General features: G+C 34.8%; 11 protein-coding genes. 2 read left to right on the top strand and 9 right to left on the bottom strand.

Going from position 1 to position 21,219, the window contains the following annotated elements:
* Positions 1–15: 15 nt before the first annotated feature.
* Positions 16–4,536 (bottom strand): T9SS sorting signal type C domain-containing protein, encoded by a 4,521-nt coding sequence (locus tag ACE01P_RS15865; protein ID WP_379699657.1) that lies wholly within the window; start codon positions 4,534–4,536, stop codon positions 16–18.
* Between the two features lie 280 nt (positions 4,537–4,816).
* Between ACE01P_RS15865 and ACE01P_RS15860 the strand changes: the two genes are divergently transcribed.
* Both ACE01P_RS15860 and ACE01P_RS15855 read left to right on the top strand, forming a co-directional pair.
* Complete coding sequence (locus tag ACE01P_RS15860; RefSeq protein WP_379699655.1) at positions 4,817–5,299, top strand: regulatory protein RecX; 483 nt, start codon at positions 4,817–4,819, stop codon at positions 5,297–5,299.
* A gap of 408 nt (positions 5,300–5,707) precedes the next feature.
* Positions 5,708–9,868, top strand: coding sequence for a T9SS sorting signal type C domain-containing protein (locus ACE01P_RS15855; RefSeq protein WP_379699653.1), 4,161 nt, complete (start codon positions 5,708–5,710; stop codon positions 9,866–9,868).
* A gap of 74 nt (positions 9,869–9,942) precedes the next feature.
* Here the strand turns inward: ACE01P_RS15855 and ACE01P_RS15850 are convergent, their stop codons facing one another.
* From ACE01P_RS15850 to glmS, 8 genes are all read right to left on the bottom strand, one after another.
* Positions 9,943–11,079, bottom strand: coding sequence for an aminotransferase class I/II-fold pyridoxal phosphate-dependent enzyme (locus ACE01P_RS15850; protein WP_379699651.1), 1,137 nt, complete (start codon positions 11,077–11,079; stop codon positions 9,943–9,945).
* Between the two features lie 73 nt (positions 11,080–11,152).
* Positions 11,153–11,791 (bottom strand): NAD(P)-dependent oxidoreductase, encoded by a 639-nt coding sequence (locus ACE01P_RS15845; protein WP_379699649.1) that lies wholly within the window; start codon positions 11,789–11,791, stop codon positions 11,153–11,155.
* 213 nt (positions 11,792–12,004) lie between these two features.
* Positions 12,005–12,277: a hypothetical protein gene (locus ACE01P_RS15840; protein WP_379699647.1), complete on the bottom strand. Its 273-nt coding sequence runs from the start codon at positions 12,275–12,277 to the stop codon at positions 12,005–12,007.
* A 217-nt stretch (positions 12,278–12,494) separates the two neighbouring features.
* On the bottom strand, positions 12,495–12,776 hold the full coding sequence (locus tag ACE01P_RS15835; protein WP_129747880.1) for a F0F1 ATP synthase subunit epsilon: 282 nt from the start codon (positions 12,774–12,776) through the stop codon (positions 12,495–12,497).
* A gap of 81 nt (positions 12,777–12,857) precedes the next feature.
* Positions 12,858–14,369 (bottom strand): F0F1 ATP synthase subunit beta, encoded by a 1,512-nt coding sequence (gene atpD, locus ACE01P_RS15830; RefSeq protein ID WP_379699644.1) that lies wholly within the window; start codon positions 14,367–14,369, stop codon positions 12,858–12,860.
* Between the two features lie 236 nt (positions 14,370–14,605).
* Positions 14,606–16,177, bottom strand: a complete 1,572-nt coding sequence (locus ACE01P_RS15825) for a G-D-S-L family lipolytic protein (protein ID WP_379699641.1) — start codon at positions 16,175–16,177, stop codon at positions 14,606–14,608.
* A gap of 81 nt (positions 16,178–16,258) precedes the next feature.
* Positions 16,259–19,051 carry a TonB-dependent receptor gene (locus tag ACE01P_RS15820; RefSeq protein ID WP_379699638.1) on the bottom strand — a complete coding sequence of 931 codons (2,793 nt, stop codon included), beginning with the start codon at positions 19,049–19,051 and terminating at the stop codon, positions 16,259–16,261.
* Positions 19,052–19,360: 309 nt separating this feature from the next.
* Entirely contained in the window at positions 19,361–21,211 is a 1,851-nt protein-coding gene (gene glmS, locus ACE01P_RS15815; protein WP_379699635.1) for a glutamine--fructose-6-phosphate transaminase (isomerizing), read from the bottom strand.
* Positions 21,212–21,219: the final 8 nt, after the last annotated feature.

Genomic DNA, 21,219 nt, shown 5'->3' with positions numbered 1-21,219 from the left:
AAGTATTATTTTTTATTAGAGATTAGAAAAAATTACTTTTTTAGTTACTGTCGAACCATTTTCTAAAGTTACTTTAACTAATAAAACCTGATCTGCAGAATGTAAATTGCTAATCTGTAATTCTTGAGAATTCACTTTATTTTTATTGTATAATAACTGAGCTCCCACATTGAAAACATTCACATCTTTGATTGTTTCTTTTGAAGAAGTAATATTAATTACTTTATTATTCACTGAAACTAAAACACTACTTTCAAGATCTTCAAAATCACCTGTTCCTAATGTTTTACTTGTGTAACGAATAGCAAAACGCTCTGTAAAAGTTCCAGCTACCGTGTTGAATGTGTAGTTTTCATTACGTAAATTAATGATCTTTCCTGTTGTTTTATCTTCTAAATAAACTTCTTGTTTATCAAAGAATCCATCTGCGTGGTCTATTCCAATAGTGAAATCGCCTTCGATAGTAGTTTTATATCCTAAAGGAACTGTATCAGTATTGTCAAATGGTAAAGCTCTTGCCTGAATTGTCAGTTTCTTAGTTTCATTTATACTATAGAAATCAATATATGTATTGCCTGACAACGTCGCAGCATCATAATTATAATCTACACTGTTTGTAGCACCTTCAACATAACCTACTAGTATTTGTTTGAAAGCACCTTCAGCATTTTTAATGTTTAACCAAATACGGTTTCTTTCAAGGCCAGTAGTTTTAGCTGTTTTAAAGAATTCACCATTATTTGTTCCACCTACACGCATTCCATTATTAAAATGTATTTGTGTCGATTTTGGTTTTGCAATAAATCCTTGACCCGCCGCAATCATTCCTGCAAATGGTTTGCTTGTCAAGCCCGTAATATCTGTACTTCCAGCAAGTGTGAAAACTGTAAAATCATTACTACTATAGCGATAAGTATTATCTCCCACTGGTCTTGCTGGAGCCGTAGCATGTGTCCAGAAATAAAGTGGCCCTAATACATCTTTATTAGCTTCCAATAATTTCGCCGCATCTATCGCTGATGGATAAGGATTTCCAAATAAGAAGAATTTATCGATAATAATTGGCATCGTTACAACTCCGTTATTTGGTATTCCAGTAACCGTTATATCTCCGTTATTTGGCACTCCAGTAAATGTACCAGTAAAAGTACTTGGTGTAACTGTATCAAATTCTTGCGGACCTCTAATGCTATAACCGTTTCCAGTTTCCATACTCATTGTTCCGTTCATGTTCGTTACCCAGGTAGAACTTGGATTAAAATAAAAATACTTATCTCCAAGAGTAGTTGGCGAAAAATCATGCATTGTAAAACCACCTGCTTTTGTTACTGGACTTGACCAATAAGTCAAATCGAAACGACGTATTGAAGTCGCTCTTTTATAAACGATGTTTCCAGTATTGACAGCATTTGTAGTCTGAAGTAAGCTCGAATTAGTTTCAAATATTAACTGTCCGTTTGTTGCTACTATGTTCGTGATATGCAATGTCACATCACTTGGTATTGTCACTACGGCTCCTGAATTAACTGTTAGAGAACATCCATATATATCAGGAGTAGCTGTGGTAAAAGGCTGTGTAGCTGCTACTGATGTTGCTACAGCAATAATAATACTTTTGTTTCCGTCTGGAAGTCCATTAGACCATCCTGAACCATTCCATGTTGTAGAAGAAGTTTGATTATTAATAGTAATCGCAGCTACATTGGACGTACAAGTTGACGCATTATTAGTTACAGTGAAATTATAATTTCCTGCAGCAAGTCCAGTAATAGTTCTTGAACTAGTTGTTCCAGTGATAGTCTGTGGCGCTTGTCCAGTTTGGTTAATTGTCCAGTTTGCTGGTAAATTACTTATTATCACAGTTCCCCCGCTTTCACAAGTGAAATCTTTATCTTTTACTGCTGTTAGTGTTGGTAGCGGATTAACAGTTATTGTTGCTATACTACTCTCTGCAGAAGAGCATGTTCCGCTTTTAATCACAGCTCTATAGTAAGTAGTTGTTGTTAAATTACCTATTATTAAAGTCGTATTCGCCGAATTAGGAATATCAGTAACTGGTGAAAATGTATTCGATGGTGAAGACTGCCATTTTGTAACTGATCCAGTGTGGCCACTTAATGTCAAAGTTGTACTATTGGTTCCGGAACAAACTGCTGTACTACCTGCAATACTTCCTCCAACAGAAATTGGATCTATTGTAACTACTACGCTTCCGTTCATATTTAAAGAGCAACTATTTGGAGAAGCATTTGTAGCAACTACAGTATAAGTTCCCGCTGTTGTTTTTGAACCAAAGCTAATTGCTGATCCTGTTCCTGATACGACATTTCCACTATTATTCCCATCCAATTTTAATTGATAGCTAACCCCGCTAGTCGAATTAGAAAGACCAATAGCAACTCCAGTAGTAGTGCCAGAGCAGTATGCCCCTCCTCCAGTAACAGTATAAACTGTTGGGGCAGCTTTTACATTTACATATGTAGTAGAAGGAGCCGAAGCACAACCACCTTGCGAAGTTACCGTAACTGTTGCATTTTGTAATCCTGATCCAGTAAAAGTTATTGTAGGATTTTTGATATTATTCGAAGAAAATACAGCTCCTGGAGATGTACTTGCCCAAGAATACGTTACGCCAGATGCAGGAACATTCTCCACATCCAGTTGAACAGGCACACCTGCACAAGCTTCTAAAGTTTTAAAAGTACCTTTAGGCACTGTTGTCGCAATCGGAACGACTTGAGAACTTGGCAATAAAACGATATTATCTATTATAGAACCAAAAGTTGCAGATGGATTCTCGGGATTGTAAAATTCAATATCAATTGAAGAATTTGTCGGTGTAAAACTAAAAGAACCTATTTGAGCAGTAGTACTGACGTTTGTCCTATAACTCGTTGAAGCAGAATACGATGCACCTAACACTCTAATATTAACCGCAACATTTTCAGGAGCTCCTGGTCTTTTAGCATATATAAAACTTAACGTATAAGGCACATTTGGAACAACTGTTACTGTTTGTTTCAATGATGCTTCCGAATCTAGTTCTGCTGTATTATCATTACTACCTGTAGTGGTAAAATATGTTCCCTCCTGATTAATTTCAACTCTATCTCCTAATGCACTGGCAAAAGTCCAATTGGCACTACCAGCACTAAAATCGCCGTTTTTTATTAAATTACTCACACAAGTAGAAATTATAACCTGATCTGTTGATGTACAACCATTCGTATTGGTTATTGTCCAATTCAAGACATATGTTCCAGAAACTGCTGGAGTAAATGTAGCTGTACGGATAGAAGTATTACTAAATTGACTTGTAAGAGTACTAGGGCCATTAGCCACTGACCATGCTCCTGTACCTACTGTAGGCGCATTAGCAGCCAATGCAAAAGAGGTACTGTTGCCTGTTTGATCTGGACCTGCGTTTGATATTGTTGGAAGCTGATTAACAGTAAAATTAGATGGGCTGTTTGCTGTTCCACTACCATTTGTAACCGTTACTATTCCTGTTGTACCATTTCCGATTACAGCAATTATTTGTGATGCACTAATAGAAGTTATAGCCGTAACTGGAGTACCTCCAATTTTTACATTTGCAGCAGTAGTTCCTGCTAAATTTGTTCCATTTATAGTTATAGAGCCACCAACGCAACCATTTGGAGAGCCAAAACTCGTAATTGTTGGAATTGCCCTTGGAAAACTCATAGCCGACATGCAATATCGAATAGCTCCATTAGGAGTCATTGCCGATGTTGCAGCTTGGTCATTTAAATTTGTAGTTGGAATATTCCTTTTTGTAACTTCATTTTTCCAAGCATAAGCATTTCCACCATTAATCCCTCCGTTATTTGTACCTCCACTTGTCCAGTTGCTATTTATTGTATAAACGGGAGTCGTATTTGCGCTTTCATTGTATGTGTTAGAAATATAAACAGCTTGTTCATTCGTATTTACAGCCATTGATCCACTTAATCTAGCAGTCGCACCAGTAGGACTACTATTATCAAAACCATTTCCCGTTGTATAAGTTAATGGCGATTGATTAACATTATCAAACACACTATACCAAACTGTCATATTTCCTGTCGTTGAACCGCTCACAGCACCTCCTGTTACATTAAGAGCATATGAAGAACCATCCATAACTACATTATCTTTTAAATAATATAACCAAGTATGAACACGTCCATTTGTTGATCCATTACCAGTTGCTTTGGTTAAGTTAACTCCACCATAAGAAATAGTGGGATCTGCTTGTGTACCATCTCCTCCATTTCTGTTAAATGTTGTCGCAATTGCTACTACCAAAACACGATTAGAGCCCGGAGTAGTAGCGAAACTTACCCCAGTGCCTGTCAATGATGCCGAGTCATATGCCTTAGTCCACGCTATTTGTTGGGTAATTTGTCCTGAAACCGAATTCCCAAAAGCAAAAAACATCCCAATGCAAAGCAAAATTAAATTTGGCGTGCATAATCTTTTGGGTAAAGATTTAAAAATGGGAAATAAAAACGAGTAAAGTAATTTTCTCATCATAATACAGTAGGTATTTGTTTTAAATTTGTTTTTGGTTTGCTTTTAAGCAAAAAAGGCATTTCTTCCTAAAAGAACAAGTTCTTTCTGGTAAATAGCTGAACCCTAAAATGTTAAATTCTGGCATTCTAGGCCGAAATCTAAAAATGTTAAATTCCGTACAAAAATATTTAAATTAGCCTAATACACAAGGTTATAATTTATTTCTTTTGATAAAATATTAACAAATTTCAGAATTATTTTATAACTAATTGACTATTACTTGATTTAAACGTTAAAATACATGAAAAACCCGACGAACAGCACTTTCACGATCAAAGAAGCTTTACAAAAGCTAGAACACTTTTGCGCTTACCAAGAACGCTGTCATGATGAAGTTGTGGCTAAATTATACAGCCTAAAAATGACTCGGGATGAGATCGATATTATTGTAGTTCAGTTAATTGAAGGGAATTTTCTAAATGAAACTCGTTTTGCTTGCAGCTTTGCCAGAGGTAAACACCGAATTAAACATTGGGGAAAAATCAGAATTACAAATGAACTAAAAGCGAGAAATATTTCATCAACAAATATTACTTTGGCTTTGAAAGAAATTTCTACAGAAGAATATTATGAGACTTTTGAAAATCTAGCAGAAAGATGCTGGAATAGTATTTCAGAAACCAATCTTCTAAAAAAACGTAAAAAATTCTGTGACTATATGCTTCGAAGAGGTTTCGAAAGCAATTTAGTTTATGAAAAAGTAAAAGAATTAGAAGAAAACTAATTTCTTTTTCTCTGTCTACTGAAAAAGATTTTTTTCATTTCCTTTTTTAAATTTTGAATTTCCTTCAAACTGCTTTAAAAGCCTCGTAGCCCATACAACGTTTGGTTATAAATTATTCTGTTTTTGAACATTTTATGCCAAATCTGACGTTTTTCATTCCAAAATCGTAAAAAACAGCCTCAAAAAACTCGTTTTGTTGCGATTATTCCTATACTTTTTTCAACAGTTTTATAAGAATTATTGTCGAACATTAAAATTTTTAATGTAGTTCGTCGATTATTTTAACAATTCATCGATTAAATGGGGGTTCTCAAAACCTCAATAAATTCTAGCTCGTAGATGTATCTATCTTTGCCGGGGTTCGAAAAGTCCTATGCCAGCATAACAAATTGATAGAAAACATTTAACATGAAAAAAACTTTACTTTTACTTTTGTTTTTATTGCCTTTTTTTGGATTTGCTCAATTAAATCGTAATTATACCATTGGTTCCACTGGTGCAGATTTCAAAAATCTTCCAGAAGCAATTCAAAAACTGAAAGATGAGGGAATAGATAGAGACATTCAGTTTTTATTGAATGAAAATCAAAATTTAGCTACTCAGTTAACAATTCCTAGCTTTAAGAACAAGGATAAAAACACCGTAACTATAAGACCGAATGATGGAAAAGAAATTATCATTTCTGGAAAAGTTAGTAATGGAGCATTAATTGCATTTAATAATGCTGAGTATATTATCATTGATGGAAATAATACGGTTGCTGACAATAAGCTAAAAATTTACAACAACTTTGATGATAACAATAATAATTATTCTAGTCGAGTTGGTGTTTGGTTCTACAAAAAGTCTGAGAACAATACAATTAAAAATTTAACCATTGAATTAAATACGCTAGGAGATCAAATAGGAACAACATCTACAGGTGTTTTGGCTTCAGACGAAAGCTTCAATAATGCAAACAACGCCAACAACACCATCCAAAATGTAACCTTTATCAATGTTAAACAAGGCATTGTTGTAAAAGGTCAGAACAAAAACAACAATACAGGTTGGAAAATTTTAAACAATAAAATAAGCGCAAAAGCATTTTTAGGTATTTCTCTTTTAAATGTGAGCAATTATACTATAACAGGAAATATACTTGATGAAATCAAAATCCCTTCTAATTTTGATGGTAACCTTACTTTTTCTGGGATATATTTAGAAGATGCCAATGATGGAATTGTCTCAAACAATACTATCTCAAATATAGAAAACCGCAAAGGTTACGGCATTGGTTATCCAATGTACGTTAAAGGAGATAACGCGACAATTTCTAACAACAAAATTTCTAACTACTTCTCAAATTCATCTAGTGTTGGAGCATTAGCAATTAAAGTAGAAGGGAATAACGCATCAATATTTAAAAATAAAATTAGTTCTATTATTTCTGACCAATCAGTAACTGCCAGTGGAATTTACACAACAGGAAACAATCAATTACTATACAACAACTTTGTACTTGATGTGAGTTCAGCTGGAGGTGGCGGTGTGAGCGGTCAAAATGCATTTGGTATTTATATTGATAATGGCGCAACTGTTAAATTATATCATAATACCGTAAAACTTATTACTAACCAACCTACTGGATGCTCATCTGCTTTATATGTAAGAGAGGGTTCTGATTTTGATATTAGAAACAATATATTTGTAAATGCCCAGACTTCAGGAAGTGAACGTTTTGCTGTATATTTCGAATCAGCAGATATTTCAAAATTCCCAATATTAAATTATAATAATTACTATAGCTCACAGTATGTAGGTACATTTGGAACTTATTACACTTCAACGAATAAAAAAACCACTCTCGACGAATGGAAACAGGCAACAACTAAAGATGTCAATTCTAAAAATGGAAATCCGTTATTTCTAAGCAACAACTTATATCTGGATGATAAAAATGCCGTAAACAAAACACTTACAGGAACTTTAATTGCAACTGTAACAACAGACATTGACAACAATCCTAGAATAACACCATACATGGGAGCCCATGAATTGGCACCTTGCACGCCAGCGGGTGATCAAACCACTTTCGAATCTAATTCATGGATTGGATATGTTTATAAAATGGCGGATAATGCAAACATGCCCCCAAATGTTTCATATCCAGCTTTACCAAATACAACTATTGCAACCTATATTGGAACTGTAACTGAAAACAAAAACTTTGATAGAAATATTGGAGGAGGCGCTGTTGCTGGTGCAACTACAAATATTCCGTGTGTCGCTGCTCCTGTAGATCGTTTCTTTGTGAGATACCAAATGCTGGCAACTATTACCGAAGCCGGTTTATACAGTTTTGACCTTGGAAGTGATGATGGAATAAGACTTTATATCGATGACGCAGCAACACCTTTAATTACAAGATGGAACGGCCACGGATATACAACAGACTATGCTACGCAAAATTTAAGCGTTGGCACACATAAATTTGTTCTTGAATATTACGAAGACGGAGGAGATGCAAGAGTATCTTTCTTCTATGGTATGCAAAAAGGAAATCCTTCTGAATACGGAAATAAAGTATGGAATGTATACGGCTATGTTAACAATGATATCACATTAAGCAATGTAAGATACGCTGGTTATTATGTTGATCCTAATTTAAATCCAAATTCGGCAAATTTTTGGCCAAAGGATAAATCACCATCTTCAGCAACAATCTGGCAAGGTTCTCAAATTCCAGACAACAACTTTACAGTAGTTTACAAACGTAAAGGATTTGATTGTGGTCTATATGAATTACGACATGTAAATCATGATGACGCGTATGAACTTTACATTGATGATGTTTTGATTTCTTCTCAAAATGGTTGGAATAATGCATCGTTTATAATCAATCCTGGACAACTTTACGCTTTAAACAGTAATTCTAGAGTCGAAATTCGTTTAAGAGAAGATGGAGGTGATGCAAACCTTGCAATTAACTTTACCAAAACTGATGTTATTTATGACGGAACTGGCACTATTCAAAATGGAAGCAGTTTGGTTATTAATAAAAACACCACTTTAAGCTCAGATCTTACAGTTTGTTCTTGTACTGTTAATCCAAATGTTACATTAACAGTTCCAAAAGATGTTACTTTAACTGTTGATGAAAATATAAGCGTAGGAACGGGAGGTAAATTACTTGTACAATCTGGTGGATCATTATTACAAACCTCTACCAGCAAAAATTTGTTTACAGGAAGCGCAACAGCTTTTGAAATACAGAGAACAACCAAAATTAATCGTTTTGATTTGACTTATTGGTCTGCACCTGTAGACAATAAAGATTTTAAAATGAACACTTTATCTCCAGAAACTTTAGCTGACAAGTATTTTTACTGGACTTCTGATTTCAAATGGGCAACCAACATGTATGGAACAATGCCGATGGAGGTTGGAAAAGGTTACAGCATTAGAGGGCCACAGTCTTTTGACAGTCTAATTCGTACTGACTTTACTGGAAAATTCTATGGAACACCAAACAATGGAGATGTTCCAATTTCAACTACAGCTGATAAATTTCTCTTAATTGGAAACCCTTATCCATCTGCTATTGATGGGCGCCAATTTATTAGAGACAATGGAAATGTTGGACCACTATATTTTTGGACACACGTTTCGCCTCCAAAAAAAGAAAACGGAAGCAACACATACACATACAGCAGCCCTGATTATGCAGTATTAACATTATTTGGATCAACAAAAGCTACAACTGGAGGAGAAACACCTTCTGGATATATTGGTGTAGGACAAGCATTTATTTTAAAACCACAAGTAACTTCTATTACATTTACCAATAGCCAGCGTGTGAAAGCAAATAACACACAGTTTTTCAAAACCACAGCAAAAGAAGCTGAAATTGAAGTAAACCGTTTATGGTTAAATTTAAGCAACGACCAAGATGCATTTAAACAAATGCTAATTGGATATGCAGAAGGCGCAACAAATAGCTTCGATTATAATTATGATGCTACGACGTTGTCTGGCAATACATATGTTGATTTCTATAGTATAAATGAAACTAAGAAACTTACCATTCAGGCAAGAGCTTTACCATTTGACAATACAGAAACAATTCCTCTTGGTTATAAATCAACTGCTGAAAGTCAGTTTACAATCTCGATAGATCACGCAGATGGTTTCTTCAACAAACAAGCTGTTTATCTGGAAGATAAAACTACAGGTACTATAACTGACCTACGTTCTTCTAATTACACTTTCAAAACTGCTGTCGGAACTTTTACAGATCGTTTTATACTACGATACACGAACAAAACATTAGGCACAGATGATTTTGAAAATGTAGCAGATGGAGTTTTAGTTGCTGTAAAATCAAAAGTAATAAATGTAACAAGTGGCATCGAAAACATTAAGGAAGTACAAATCTTTACAATCGGAGGCCAATCACTTTTCAACAAAAATAAAATTGAAGCAAAAGAATTACAGATCGCCAATTTGTATTCTAGCAACCAAGTTTTATTAGTAAAAGTAACTCTTGAAAATAATCATACAGTCACAAAGAAAATCATCTTTAATTAATAACAAAAACCCATCTTAAAAGATGGGTTTCTTGTTTTTATCATTTTTGAAACAACGAAAAATTCTTTTTATAATTAGAAAATAAAATCTCTAACCAATTCTAAAACTTCATTGATCTCTTCTTTTGAATTGTAACTATGAATACAAAAACGAAGACGTTCTTGACCTTCTGGAACAATTGGAGAAAGAATAGCCTGAACATCAAATCCTTTATTTTGGAGTTTCTCTGACAACTCTTTTACATTTTTATTTCCAGGAACAATGGCAGAATGTATTGGAGATTTACTATGAACAAACATCGGTTTTAAACCCAATAAATTCTTCTGCTGATTGAAAAACACAATATTCTGGCGGAGCTTTTCAATGGCCTCTTTTTCGTTTTCCAACTGCTGATAGGCCGTAAAAATTGTTGCAACAGCGTGAGGAGATAAAGCCGTAGTATAAATAAAACTTCTAGCAAAATTGATTAGATATTCTCTAAGGGCAATGCTTCCTAAAATTGCTGCGCCTTGACAACCTAGACCTTTTCCAAAAGTTACAATTCGAGCAAAAAATCTATCGTGCAATTGCAGATATTGAGTAAGGCCTTCGCCTTTTTCCCCAAAGACTCCCAAAGCGTGAGCTTCATCAACAATCAAATAGCAATTGTATTTTTCTGAAAGCTGTATCAATTCTTCCAAATTTGGGCAATCTCCATCCATAGAAAAAACCGTTTCAGTCACAATGTAAATTGTAGCATCTGAAAATTTAAGGATAAGTTGCTCCAAATCTTCAAAATCATTATGAATAAAATGATGTGATTGGGCTTTACTCATGGCAATACCATCTTTTATTGAGGCATGACATAATTCATCATATAAAACAACATCATTTTCTTGCGGTATAGCGCTAAAAAAACCAAAATTGGCATCATAGCCCGAATTAAAAATTAAAGCCGTTTCTGCCTCATGAAATTCCGCTATAAAACTTTCTGCAATTTGATAAAGAGAATGGTTTCCCGAAATTAATCTTGAACCTGTAGCACCATTTTGAAAAATTTCACTTTCTAACAAATAAGCGTGCGTATGCTTGTAAATAGTTTCTGATTTAGAAAACCCGATATAATCATTTGAAGAAAAATCGATCAGATTATTAAACACAGGCAATTTTCTAAACAGACCGTTCTGTTTAGAACTTTCAATTTTAAGATTAAGACTTTCTGGCAATTCCATAAAAACAAAGTTAGGCAATTCATTTTAGAATAAAATAAACAGCGAGCTGCTAGAGCCCGCTGTCTTTCTAAATTTAAACCGCACTTATAAAAGGTGATTTTCTACTATAATTAGATTCGACCATCTCTTTTACTATAAATTTCGAGATGTCCATTGCAGTAATTTTATCTCCTAAACAATCTTCAAGATCAACAGAGATTTCAGAACTATCATCAGAAAAAACAATTAACGGAACTCGAACTTGCGTCCAATCTACTTTACTTTCGTTTAAAAGATCATAAGTAAATTGTCGGTCTTTTTGAATTTCAGGAAAATTCGTTTTCATCCAATCGGTAGCCATTGTTGTTTTTGGACTTTTTTTATCGAATGGAGTATCGATATTTAATCCGGCCAACAAAACATATCTTTCAATGCTATAATTTTTCATGGCCCTCAAAACGTTCTTTGTCGCTTGGCTCGCAACCAAAGGCTCTCCCCGACGTTGACCTATAGCACATAAAACCGCTTGACAATCTTTGAGCAATAGGTTTATCGATTCTTCATTAATAGCATCGCCCTTAATGATTTCTATTTTTGAATTTTGAATAGTAAAATTGTCTGGATTTCTTAGTAGAAGTTTTACACTAAATCCGTTTTCTAATAACTGGTTTACAAGATATTTTCCAGTTCTTCCGCCACCGCCTAAAACGGCAACTTTTGATATATTTTCCATATATACCTTTATAAAATTTGACATAAATAAGTTATGCTCCATCATACAAGACGAAGCATAAGCGTAAAAACTTACTGAGCTTTTACAATTGATCAAATATTTTACAAAGAGATTTTAATACTTCAAAAATAAGAAAAAAAGAAGAGGAATACCAGATTCCTCTTCTTATATAATTCATATACGGCTCTATATTAATATAGAATACTATAAAATTTAATTCGTAATTGTATAGGTGACAGTATTAGTTCCAACGCTAATCATCATATAACTAGTCGTATTTGGGTCATATCCACGATTAGCAATGTCACGATAAATGGCGCTAAAAGGAGACTCGCAACAATCACCAAGCCATGGAGCGGTATATGTCGGTCCTACGACAACATTTTCAGTTTCAATCGCTTTTTGATTGTTTACTGAAGCTTTAGTAACATTCTCAGAATTTGTAGTTAGAGACATTGTCCCAAAACCTAATGCAATTAGCAGCATTCCTAAAAAACTTTTTTCATACTATTTTTTTTAAATGTTAAACATCTACAAACGTAGCACATGTTAAGTAAAATATTACAATTTTTTATTTTGGCTTTTGGCTTAATTTGTTAATTTTATGATATATAGCCATTTACAATAAAAATCACTTTTAATTTAAAGCATAAAAAAAGCCAGACAATACTGTCTGGCTTTTTTTACTTATTCTGAAATTGTCTTAGTCAACTAATACAATAATCTTATTGTTTTTCATTTCGATTGTTCCTGACTTAATCTCTAAAGTATAAGTTTGGTCATTCACTCTCGTAAATTTATCAGCAGCCTCTTTAGAAAAACTGAAGCTTGGAGCTGCAATTTTAATTGTTCCTTCTTCTAGAATAGAAACAATTGGCGCGTGATGATTTAAAATCTGAAAGCTTCCATTAACTCCTGGCAAGCTAACCGAAGTTACCTCTCCTGAAAATAATTTTGCTTCTGGTGATACTATTTCTAAAATCATAATTTTTTAGTTATGAGTTATGAGTTATGAGTTATAAGTGAGATGAAACTCATAATTTATAACTCATAATTCATAATTATATTAAGCTTCTGCCAACATTTTCTCTCCAGCCTCAATTGCATCTTGAATAGAACCTTTCAAGTTGAAAGCAGCTTCTGGAAGGTGATCTAACTCACCATCGATGATCATGTTAAATCCTTTGATAGTATCTTTAATATCAACTAATACACCTGGGATACCTGTAAATTGCTCTGCTACGTGGAATGGCTGAGACAAGAAACGTTGTACACGACGTGCTCTTGATACTGCAAGTTTATCTTCTTCAGATAACTCTTCCATACCAAGAATCGCGATGATATCTTGAAGTTGTTTGTATTTTTGAAGAATTTCTTTTACTCTTTGTGCACAGTCGTAGTGCTCATTTCCTAAAATTTGTGGAGTTAAGATTCTAGAAGTAGAATCTAACGGGTCAACTGCAGGGTAGATACCTAACTCAGCAATTTTACGAGACAATACAGTTGTTGCATCTAAGTGCGCGAAAGTTGTAGCCGGCGCCGGGTCAGTTAAGTCATCCGCAGGAACGTAAACCGCTTGTACAGATGTAATAGATCCTTTGTTTGTAGATGTAATACGCTCTTGCATAGCTCCCATCTCAGTTGCCAATGTTGGTTGGTAACCTACCGCAGATGGCATACGACCTAAAAGTGCTGATACCTCAGAACCTGCTTGTGTAAAACGGAAGATGTTATCAACGAAGAATAATACATCTTTACCTTGGTCAGATCCAGCCCCATCACGGAAATACTCAGCGATAGATAATCCTGAAAGTGCTACACGAGCACGAGCTCCAGGTGGCTCATTCATTTGTCCGAAAACGAAAGTAGCTTTAGACTCTCTCATTCCTGGCATATCTACTTTAGATAAATCCCATCCTCCATTTTCCATAGAGTGCATGAAATCATCACCGTATTTAATAATTCCTGACTCTAACATCTCACGAAGCAAGTCATTTCCTTCACGTGTTCTTTCACCTACTCCAGCGAATACTGAAAGTCCACCGTGACCTTTTGCGATATTGTTGATCAACTCCTGAATCAATACTGTTTTACCAACACCAGCACCACCGAACAATCCAATTTTACCTCCTTTTGCGTAAGGCTCGATCAAATCGATTACTTTGATACCTGTAAATAAAACTTCAGATGAAGTTGATAAATCTTCAAATCTTGGTGCAGGTCTGTGAATTGGCAGACCGTTCTCTCCAGTTTTTGGCAATTCGCCTAAACCGTCAATGGCATCTCCAACAACATTAAATAATCTTCCATATACATCTGGACCGATTGGCATTTGGATTGGATTTCCAGTTCCAACTACTTCATATCCTCTACTTAAACCGTCTGTTGAATCCATAGAAATGGTACGAACAGTGTTTTCACCAATATGAGATTGTACTTCTAGAACTAAAATAGTTCCGTCTTTTTTAGTGATTTCTAGTGAATCATAAATTTTTGGAAGTTCAACATCTTTACCGTTGAAAACTACGTCTACTACTGGTCCAATGATTTGAGCAACTTTTCCTATTACTTTTGACATTACTTATGTATTTATTAAATAGCTATTTAGGTTTATCGAAAATACCTCTTTTTTCAGAGCGCAAAGATAATTTTTTAAAATATAAAATCAATTTTTTTTTCATAAAAAATAGCATGATTTTGTTTGATTCATAAAACTTGTCTAAAAAATAACAAAAACAGCATTTTTTTCATCAAAAGAAAAAACCGCTTCATTGGCAAAAATGAGCGGTTTTTTATGTTTTCCTTTTTTTAATGTTATGGAAGTGTCGCTGGATACTGAATTGGATAAACTCCTAAATCAACATGGCGCAGTGTCGAGCCATATTGTGCATTAATAGCATCAATAAAAATATTTGCAATTAAGCCGTAACCTCTCGCACTTGGATGCACACCATCTAGAGAGAAAGCACCACCGGTCGCAAAAGAAGAACTCATTACGAAATTGCCAAATCTAATTCCTCCATTAGCCAATTGTGTCATAGTTGCTCTTGTATCTACAAATGCAAGACCTTTTTCTTTTGCAACAGCTTCGATTGTTACATTATATGCATCTGTCGCTTTTTTAATTTCTGCAATTTCCGTTGGAATCAACACATGCTTATCTTGCAAAGGATAAGATATTCCGAATGCATTTAACGGAGCTGGAGGAGCAATACCGATTCCAGAATTGGCAGCTGTCGGCGCAGTACCAATATCAGGTCTAGTTGTCAATACAACTAAATCTGTAGCTTTAGCTTGTCTCGCTTGTCCGAAAACCGCACCATAAAAAGCCGCGTTCTGCGCTCCTAATGTTGGAGTAAATGCCGCTGTTAGTTGCACTCTCAAATCTGTTAAACTTTCATCTTTTATTAATAATGGACTTGCACCAGTTTCAGAAAGCAAATTAATTCTATCACCAGCATTAAAAGCGGTTAATGCTTGTTTTAACGGACCGTACAATTGTGTATTAAGAGCTTTTATTGTAGCCACACCTACAGCTTCATTATTTTTTCCAATTACTTTAGCCGTAAGCGGATTGTAAGGAACTGTCGTAAAGTGAGGCAAAGTAGTAATGTATGGCAAATTTGCCACAACACCTTTTGCTCCTTTTGCTGTTAAAGCAGTAGCCAAATTAGCATATACATTAGCAAAAACTGCTGGGTCTGTAATATCACTTGCCCCATAAGTAGCTGGATTAGGATTTCCTGTCTGATCTTTTCCAGTTCCGCCAGAAGTTGCATATCCCAAAACATCATTACCACCAATAAACAAAGAGAAGAAAGTTGGATCTTGTGCAACACCATCACCTAAAACTGTAGATGTAGCTGTACTTGAGAATCTTGCATAATATGGATTTGCCAATCCTGCTGCAACACCAGCAACGTTACCATAACCTGCTGCTAGCAAATGATAACTTTTAGCACCTGGAACTCCTAAATTATTAAATGTTCCAGTAAGATGAGCTGTAACTTCTGTAGTTGGCTTTCCTACCACATTTACAGGAGTTTGAGTTGGTCCATCAAAATACAAACGAGTTCCTGCTACTACATTTCCTCCCAAAAGCAAACCTCCAATATTATCATTCATTAGCGGCTGCGTAAAAGCTCCGCCGCCTGCAGCTACAAATTGCTGCGCTAAAATATTCGGATATGAATTCTCTTGTCCTTTCTTAAACAAAGCATTATCGCTATAACCTGCAGCAAAAGAATCTCCAAGCGCCACATACTTTGTAAAAACAGCAGAACCTGGAACTACTGGAACTTCTGCCGGAGTATTATTATCATCATTATTACAAGCTGCCATAAAAGCCAAAGAAACCAACAACAGCGTTTTTATATTTTTTTTCATAATTAGTACTTTTAGATTATTACCTCTTCATTTTCCCAAATAACTTCAGTGAAGTCATTTCAATTTCACATAATTACACCGTTATGGATTGATTGTCCAAGATGCAAACCACATTTGACCAATCATACCTGCTCCAATAACCTGAAGGTAATCTTTTCCGAAAAGATTTGTTGCGCCAACTTTAATAACCGATTTCCATTTTGGAATCCCGTAATTTACTTGAGCATCAAGAACAGTATTTTCTGGAATCATACCATCTCCGAAAGAAGACTCCCATAAGTACTCAGAATTCCATCTTACGTTTACATTAAATCCTAAGTTTTTAATCACTTTTGCATTTCCTAAAGAAGCTTTAATTCTATGTTTTGGAGTATTAAAACCAGCAACGAAATCAGGATCATCTTGTTGATCGAAATTAAATTGAGCATAATTATAGTTTACACCAACTTCAAAATCCTTATATACTTTTTTAGATAATCCTGCTCCAAAACCAAAAGATGAGATTTGAGCAGTTGTATTTGTATAAACCTGATACACTCTTCTATCTCCAAACGCAAGAGCTTGATACGTCTGTTGTACTGCAGGGTTTGTTGCATCTGTTCCAACCGTTCCGTAGTAAGGAGAGATAACTCTTGCAGTATTCATAAAGTCATTATAAATATTGTAGTAAGCATTCAAATCTACTGATAAGTCATTTTGAACTACTGTACGATATCCTGCTTCGAAAGCCTGAACTTGCTCTGGTTTTACCAAACCAATATTAGCCACTTGAAGATCACCAGGATTAGCCGAAGCTGCAAAAGCCTGAACTGAAGCTACCGTATAAGCATTACGATAAGCATTTTGACCAGACATATTGATTGTTGCCGGCTGACCCGCTATTGACTGACCTGCCGCACTTACATTTACTGTTTCTTGAAAACGATCTAAATTCTCTGGAGCCGAACCGATTAAAGCAAAAGGCCCTAAGTCTAAACCAATATATTGATCTTGTGTAGTTGGATTACGGAAACCTGTTTGATAAGACAATCTGAAATTGTGATTTTTTGATGCACCCGCAGAATAAACAAATGAAACTCTTGGAGAAACATTTCCATCAAAGTTTTGGCTTTTATCGTAACGCAATGACCCTGTAAATTTCAATCTGTCGTCTAAGAATTTTTTCTGTAATTGAGCATAAGCACCATATTCTTTATATTCAATTGGTCCATCATAATCTGTAAAGATTGTTCCTTCTGAATCCATTACATATTTTCTCCATGAACCTCCAACTTGAACTTCTGCCCATTTGATAACATCTCTAAAATTATAATTCACATCAGAGTGATATAATTTTGAGTGATCGATAAATTTAGCTCCTTGAGTCAAATCTGGATTTGCCACTACAGTTTCCAAAGCACTATTAAATTGCGCGCTTCCTGGTTCAAATCTTGCAGAACCTGTTGGTTTTGGAATGAATGAAATCGCCGCAGGCAACACATTATAATCAGCAAAATTTCTTGCAATTGAAGCAGACTCATTTGCATTTGTCCCCATAACTGCTCCCGCATATTGGTAAGCTGTAGCATAATTTGTAAACCATTCCTGATCTGATTTCGCAGCTCTGTTCACATTCCACGCAGCAAATCTCATATCATAAGAATTTCCAGCATCTTCACTTGTAAAATAAATTCGTCCGAAAAAGTTTTTACCCTTAACCTCAAATTTACCTTGCTGCATTAAGAAATCTTTCAAAGCATATCTATTTGCTCCTTGATAAATTGTACTTCCTGTTCCAATTTTATATTGCAAGATGAATTCTGTATCATCAGCCCAAGGTTTAATATGCGCACTAAAATCTGCTTTCATACTTTTAACCTTGTTATCTGTTAAGTCTTGTTCACGATATCCAGTTCTACTAACTTGTCCAACATTTGGGATAAAAGTTGTTACCTCGTCTCCATAAATATTCAAACCATCATAGTTTTGATTTACCGCGTGACTTTCACCTCCACTAGTCATACTTCTTTTATCAGCAGCAATCCATTCTGAAGCCTCCATATAAGTAAAGTTAGCTTTCATCGCAAAATGTTTCGTAAAAGCTTTAGCTGCTCTAATTCCAAAATCATTATAATCATTTGTTCCAGCAACATCCTGACTTGTTTGTCCATATTTATAGTAAACACTTATACCTTCATTTGTAAATGGACTTTTACTAGTCATAAACATAATTCCGTTAAAAGCATTTGCACCATATAATGCAGAAGAAGCACCTGGCAGCAACTCAACACTAGCTACATCAATATCAGATACCCCAATAAGATTTCCTAAAACAAAATTCAAGGCTGGAGAAGAATTATCCATTCCATCCACTAACTGCATGAAACGAGTATTCGCAACCGTTGCAAAACCACGTGTATTTATAGATTTAAAAGAGATACTACTCGTATTGAAGTTTACCTCTTTTAAATTCTCCAAACCATCGTAAAAAGTTGCAGCTGTTGTATTTTTAATTTCTTGAATCCCCATACGTTCAATTGTAACCGGAGATTCAATTACACGTTCTGGCGTTCTTGATGCAGAAACTACGATTTCATCTAATTTCGTTTCTTCATCTTTTAAAACCACATTTACTTTTTGATTTGCCGATGTCACACTTATCGTTTTCGATTCAAATCCTACAGCAGAAACCTTCAGAGAAAAAGGCAGCTTAGAATTCGTAGTCAATTTAAACGATCCATCGAAATCAGTAGAAGTACCACTGTTTTCTCCGACAACAACAACATTAGCACCAGGAATAGATTGTTTGTTACCATCTGTAACCGAACCTGTAATTGTATTCTGCGCAAAGGACACTCCGCTGAATAACAACATAATTAGCAAGTAGACTCTCATTTTGGGTTAGTTTTTTGTTAGTATATATAGCCAAAGTAAGAAATATTTTAACATGTATAAAAAAACGTTAAATAAAATTAATATTTGACATCATTTTTTACAATATTTTAACTATTTGATAATTCAATTTATTAAAATAAAAACAAAGAAAACGAGAAGAAAAACCAACATACTATGCATACATATAAAATTTCATCAAAAAATTGAAAATTTCATAAAAATACATATGTTCAAAAAAATTATTGACAATAAAAAAAAGCGAGACCTAAATCTCGCTTTTTTAACATATTTCTATTTCGAAAAATAAACTTATTCTACCGTAACCGATTTTGCTAGGTTACGTGGTTGATCTACATTACATCCTCTCATTACAGCAATGTAATAAGAAAGCAATTGCAAAGGAATTGTTGTAACCAATGGAGACAATGCATCTGAAGTTTCTGGAATTTCGATTACATAATCTGCCAATTCACGAACTTGAACATCACCTTTTGTAACTACAGCAATGATTTTACCACTTCTTGATTTAATTTCCTGGATATTACTTACGATTTTGTCATAATGTCCTTGTTTAGGAGCAATAACAATAACCGGCATCAATTCATCAATTAAAGCAATCGGACCATGCTTCATTTCTGCTGCAGGATAACCTTCAGCATGGATATATGAAATCTCTTTTAATTTCAATGCTCCTTCTAAAGCAACAGGGAAATTATATCCTCTACCTAAATAAAGACAGTTTGGCGCATCTTTAAAAGCAGCTGCAATTTCTTTAGCTCTAGCATCAGTTTCTAACGCTTCAGCCACTTTCTCAGGAATAATTTCTAATTCTTGAAGATAAGTATGGAAATCTGTATTTGATAACGTTCCTTTCGCTTTTCCTAAACGTAAAGCAATCATCGTTAAAACTGTAATTTGAGTAGTAAACGCTTTTGTAGATGCCACTCCAATTTCTGGTCCAGCATGCGTATAAGCACCTGCATGGCTTTCTCTAGAAATAGAAGAACCAACTACGTTACAAACTCCAAATACAAAAGCTCCGTTTTCTTTAGCCAATTTAATAGCTGCCATAGTATCTGCAGTTTCACCAGATTGTGAAATAGCGATAACTACATCATCTTTATTGATAATTGGATTTCTGTATCTAAACTCAGAAGCATATTCTACCTCTACAGGAATACGGGTAAATTCCTCAAAGATATACTCTGCTACTAAACCCGCGTGCCAAGAAGTTCCACAAGCAACAATTAAGATTCTTTTTGCATTTAAGAATTTCTCCAAATTATCTTCAACACCAGCCATCTGAACAATTCCTTCATTTGCATGAAGTCTTCCTCTGTAAGTGTCTTTAATTACACTTGGCTGCTCGTAGATTTCTTTAAGCATGAAATGATCATACCCTCCTTTTTCAATCTGCTCCAAATTCATTTGAAGCTCTTGAATGTAAGGATCTACTAAAGAGTCATCTTGGATTTTTCTAATTTTGATTGGCTTATGCAATCTGATATTTGCCATTTCGCCATCTTCTAAATAAACTGCATTAGAAGTATACTCAATAAATGGAGAAGCATCAGAGGCAATAAAATATTCGCCTTCACCAACTCCAATTGCCAACGGACTTCCTAATCTAGCCGCTACAATTTCGTTTGGATTTTTTCTATCAAAAACAGCGATTGCATACGCACCAACAACTTGGTTTAATGCAACTTGAACAGCTTTACCTAATTTAAGATTTTCTTTCTTTTGAACTTCTTCTATTAAATTAACTAAAACTTCAGTATCTGTATCCGATTTAAAAGTGTAACCTCTTTTGATAAGCTCTTCTTTCAAAGGCGCATAATTCTCAATAATTCCGTTATGGATGATTGCTAAATCTCCAGAATTAGAAAGATGAGGGTGCGAATTCACGTCATTTGGAACCCCGTGTGTTGCCCAACGCGTGTGCCCAATTCCAATATTTCCGTTTATTGTAAAACCTTCATTGGCTTTAGCTTCAAGATCAGAAACCTTACCTTTTGTTTTGCAAACTTTAATGCCCGACTCTTCGTCATACAACATAACGCCGGCACTATCATATCCTCTGTACTCAAGACGCTTTAATCCTTTTATTACAATAGGATAGGCATCTCGGTGACCGATATATCCAACAATTCCACACATATATATTT

It is taken from the genome of Flavobacterium sp. HJSW_4, assembly GCF_042436695.1.
Taxonomy (GTDB): domain Bacteria; phylum Bacteroidota; class Bacteroidia; order Flavobacteriales; family Flavobacteriaceae; genus Flavobacterium.
This window is presented reverse-complemented; position numbering and strand designations above follow the sequence as displayed.